The following is a 3,928-nucleotide window of genomic DNA, read 5'->3' as shown; positions in this document are numbered from 1 at the left end:
ATCCGATGATGACAAGGGTGTCTTGTCGCTATAGACGTGCCCCGCGGTAAAAAAAAAAAACAGATCTTGATTACCTCCCACCCGTGATTTGTGAGTTCCCCCGAAGAGTCAATATTCGTTCGCGAACATCTACGTCCGTCATAGATGGCTCAACGATACGGACAAAGCGACGAGACGAATACAGACCAAACGGCCGCAGTCATACATCGCGGACCTTCGGAAGCTCTTCGATGCGGTGTGTGATAGAACCATCATAAGTAGTGAGGCGGGATTACGATCTCCGCAGACGCTGCTCAAAAGTTGCGAATTGACTAATCCTTGACCACGTTTAATAAACGACACAAGTGACAATTTCGAATACTTAGCAACCAGAGGAGCAGGCTTTTGTTCTATGTTGATCTACCTCAAAGTCAGATGAAATCTACACGAAAGGGACTTCGAGACGATGATCTTTTTAAGGATACCTACGGGCGGCTTAAATGTGCAGATTGTGAGAAGGTGCTGAAGACGACAACCGATCCGGACGAATTGTTTGACCTTCGCACGTGTCCAGAGTGCGGTACACAGTACAAAGATCTTCGGTGACTAACGGCTGAATGCGTGACCGGTTACGATCTTTCGAGCGCATTTCTCGTGACTTCGATTGTCTCACCGCGACGGCCACGCCTATCTCGACGAGAAGCTTGACGCCGCCGAGGTTGTACTTCCGGCCCCCTCGGCTTGGACACACCGAACCCAGCAATTCTCGCTACTAGGTAACCGAGATGGTATACTGCTGCATATCACCGTTTCCAAATTCAAGAGTGATCATAAACTGGTCACCACTCTCGATCGGCTCCGCCTTTGAGCCGCCAGATCCACCCGAAGGACGCCGTACAGAGACGGTGTAGTCCTGGCTGCTGCCGCTGCCGAACGGTTGTACATCAACACTCCTGAGCTGCCCATCCTGTATAAGCACAGTATTTGAGTTATCACCTTGGAATACAATCCGGTCGATCGGGTTCCCTCCCCCACTTGCATCGGAGTACGAGTCAAGACGGATCCGCGTAACATCCACCTCAACGTTGTTTTCATTTCGGAATGTGAGTCAAATACTGTCCCCATCGAACTGCTTGAACGTAACCTGAAAGTCCTCACCCACATTACCACCAGTCCCGCCATCGCCACCGGTCCCACCGTCGCCACCAGTTCCACCATCATTGCCCGGCCCACCATCACTACCTGAGCCATCGGGGATGCGTGCATTATCTGTTTGCGTCGGCTCATCAGGGTCTTCCTGCACGCCAACGATATCCACAGTTAGCTTATCAGATGTTGTATTGAGGGTTAGGTTATATATATTGAAGCCATCGACACCGTCGTTGCCTGTGTCCGTCACGCCGACGTAGACACTATCGTTGGTCGGAAGATCAGTCTTCGTTTCCCAGTCGCTCTCACTCAATCGCGTCGGGATAGTGACGGTGAGATCCCCAGTAGGGATCTCACCAATGTCATTTTGAGCTGGGCGGAGTTCAAGCGTCACCCGACCGGTCCCGCTTCGTTGAAACTCTCGTTGAACAGCCGTAAGTTGTACCTCTCCACTTTCAACGATCGCCTGATCTTCAATCACCGCGATTCCACCCCCTCACCGCGAGCGTCAACGTACAGTACGGATGCGTCATACCACGTCGAAGGCCGATCAAGCTCGTTGTAGCCCGGCCGATACAGAATAAACCGCGTTGGAACCGTTATCGTCCCGTCTGGTGTGTCACTCCCGTTCGAGATCGTGATCGGATACGACTATGTCGTCCGTATCGTTCCGGCTGGCGCTGGTGGATTCACCGAGAAGACACGGGTTGGGTAGGAAGTCCCCAGCTGAACTGTCTGGTACTGTGGCTGGTCAATACTCCCGGCTTGCAGAATACTCGCTCTTAGCTCGATAAGGTCGTTCCGGACGTCCTCGAAGTGTTGGAACTCAACTTCCGCATTCTGCTGTGGAACAACCTCTACCTGATACACCGAGAGTGTCAAAATCAGGAATCCGAAGAGAATGACGACTCCAATTACCGGTGCGACAGCACGGCCGTCGTCACCCCATGCCGGGGCGATTGGCTGTGGGCTCATTGTGCGTTCAGCTGCACGTCCGCCATCCGATCTGTCGGCGGCCGTAGCGCGAGTCGAAGATCCGCGGGGCTCGGGATACTATAGAGAGTCCAGTATGCGGCTGCAAGGTAGTGGAGGTAGTACGGGTCAGCGGCTTTAAGTTGTGTCCAGACGCCGGTGTGAACAGCGATAATAGCAGCCATACACCCAACAAGTAGCGGAGCGAGCGCAATCGTCCGAAGTGTAGCCTTTGAGGGCAGCTGATCGAAATCAAGCCGAATCCGAAATGGAATCCATGAATCCTGTTCGATTGAAACTGGGTAGGCCATCCGAGCAGCCACTAAATGTGTTATTTCGTGGATGCATATCGCAAGAACAGGGAAACCGATAATAAGAGAGAGCGTCTGAATTCACGCCATACAGAAAGACTGTCTGCCAGGTATAGAAGTCTGGTATTGGGATTCTCAGGTGGGAGATTAGAGGGCCCAATGCTTAGCTGGGTAGAAGTGCGGTGTGGGCGTGTCGGTCTGTGTCCTGTCCAACACGTAACACCGGAATGCGTCCACTGGAGTCACGGAGGCGTCGTGGGTCATGTACCGTGGCGTCTATTATCCGTAATAAAAATAAGATTTATTGAAATGTACGGGAACATTGTGGTGTGGTTGATACTAGTTCCCATACGTCTACCAACGAGCGATCATCGCGGCGATGGCTGGTGTGGCTGCTCACACTCATCATTGCCATTGGCGCTGTCTCTGTTGTGGTGAGTACGACGGCTGCACAGAGTGGAAGCCAATTTGAGATTGAGTATAGCGGTAGTGGGACAGATGGCCCGTCGCCGTTCAGTCAGGATTTGAGTGTCCAAACAGTTGACGGTGAGACATTCGAACTCGGGCCAGAATCAGAGTACACTGTCCGAGTCGTCAAACCCGCCACAGGCGAACAAGTGACGCTACCGCTCCAGAATGCGACACAGACATACACTGTTAGTGACCTGTCGGTCAACCCGGGTAATCTGATTGAGGGCCAGACGCAGATGACGGTTTCTGGTCCCGAGACCACTGCGTTCCCAGATGTCTCGGTTCAAGGCGATCTTGGCATGTTTGAGAGTGAAACGTTCGCTGCGTATGAAGTCCAAATCGTGGATCAGAACGGAAATCCTGTCGCCACAACAGAGCCACGAACACGTGGAGTCCTGTATGAGGTCGATATCGAGTACAATGGCTCGACGATTGCCATCTCTCGTGACCCAGAAGTAAATCCAGACTGGTACGTTGAACTCGAACAGAATGTGAGCGGGAGCGCTGCGAATGAAAAAATTCTTGAATTTAGGAACCAGGGTGGCACTGATTATTTTGTAGCATCAGTGGAGAACACAGAGTTCAATGAAAGCCGAACGTTCGGGATAGGAATATATAAAGACGAGCCCGGGCCTGACGAGTTTGCGCCGGACGACTTGGTGATTAGTCCTTTTTTACTCGAGATCACTGATGAGCAGCGCGTGAGTGGCCCTGTCGGGAATCAGAGTCAGCCCGGCTCGCCGCTCAGTGGGAGCGCCGGCGAGTTCGACGATGACGGTGATGGGACGATCACCGCAAGCGAGCTCGGGAACGCAGTCAATAGCTACGGGCAGGGCGAGTTGACTGCGAGTGAACTCGGAGACGTTGTTACTGTGTTCGGGCAGTCGTAGACACGTGTTTTGAGCTACCCACCGCTAAACAGTAGTTGCTGATTCGACAGAGAGATTTGCGGAGTAAACTTCGATCTATCTCCGCCTCTCAGGGTTGGTTCTATTTTGAGCGGGAATTGATGAGTCTCTGCCGGCCAAGAACCTCCGACGAGGAGT

At 52.6% G+C, this 3,928-nt stretch carries 4 protein-coding genes; 2 read left to right on the top strand and 2 right to left on the bottom strand.

Going from position 1 to position 3,928, the window contains the following annotated elements; all coding sequences use genetic code 11:
* Nucleotides 1-414 precede the first annotated feature (414 nt).
* On the top strand, nt 415-585 hold the full coding sequence (locus ACFQMF_RS15765; RefSeq protein WP_303654831.1) for an HVO_0758 family zinc finger protein: 171 nt from the start codon (nt 415-417) through the stop codon (nt 583-585).
* A gap of 502 nt (nt 586-1,087) precedes the next feature.
* On the opposite strand, the gene ACFQMF_RS15760 is transcribed toward ACFQMF_RS15765, so the two are convergent.
* Nucleotides 1,088-1,609, bottom strand: coding sequence for a hypothetical protein (locus tag ACFQMF_RS15760; protein ID WP_256410082.1), 522 nt, complete (start codon nt 1,607-1,609; stop codon nt 1,088-1,090).
* Between the two features lie 170 nt (nt 1,610-1,779).
* Nucleotides 1,780-2,103 carry a hypothetical protein gene (locus tag ACFQMF_RS15755; protein ID WP_256410081.1) on the bottom strand — a complete coding sequence of 108 codons (324 nt, stop codon included), beginning with the start codon at nt 2,101-2,103 and terminating at the stop codon, nt 1,780-1,782.
* 694 nt (nt 2,104-2,797) lie between these two features.
* Here ACFQMF_RS15755 and ACFQMF_RS15750 point away from each other — a divergent pair.
* The gene (locus ACFQMF_RS15750; RefSeq protein ID WP_256410080.1) at nt 2,798-3,772 is read left to right on the top strand and encodes an EF-hand domain-containing protein; all 975 of its coding nucleotides are present in this window, start codon (nt 2,798-2,800) and stop codon (nt 3,770-3,772) included.
* Nucleotides 3,773-3,928: the final 156 nt, after the last annotated feature.

This window comes from Halorubrum rutilum (genome assembly GCF_042665015.1).
GTDB lineage: Archaea > Halobacteriota > Halobacteria > Halobacteriales > Haloferacaceae > Halorubrum > Halorubrum rutilum.
Note: the sequence above shows the minus strand (reverse complement) of the source record. Positions and strands in the feature narration are given on the sequence as shown.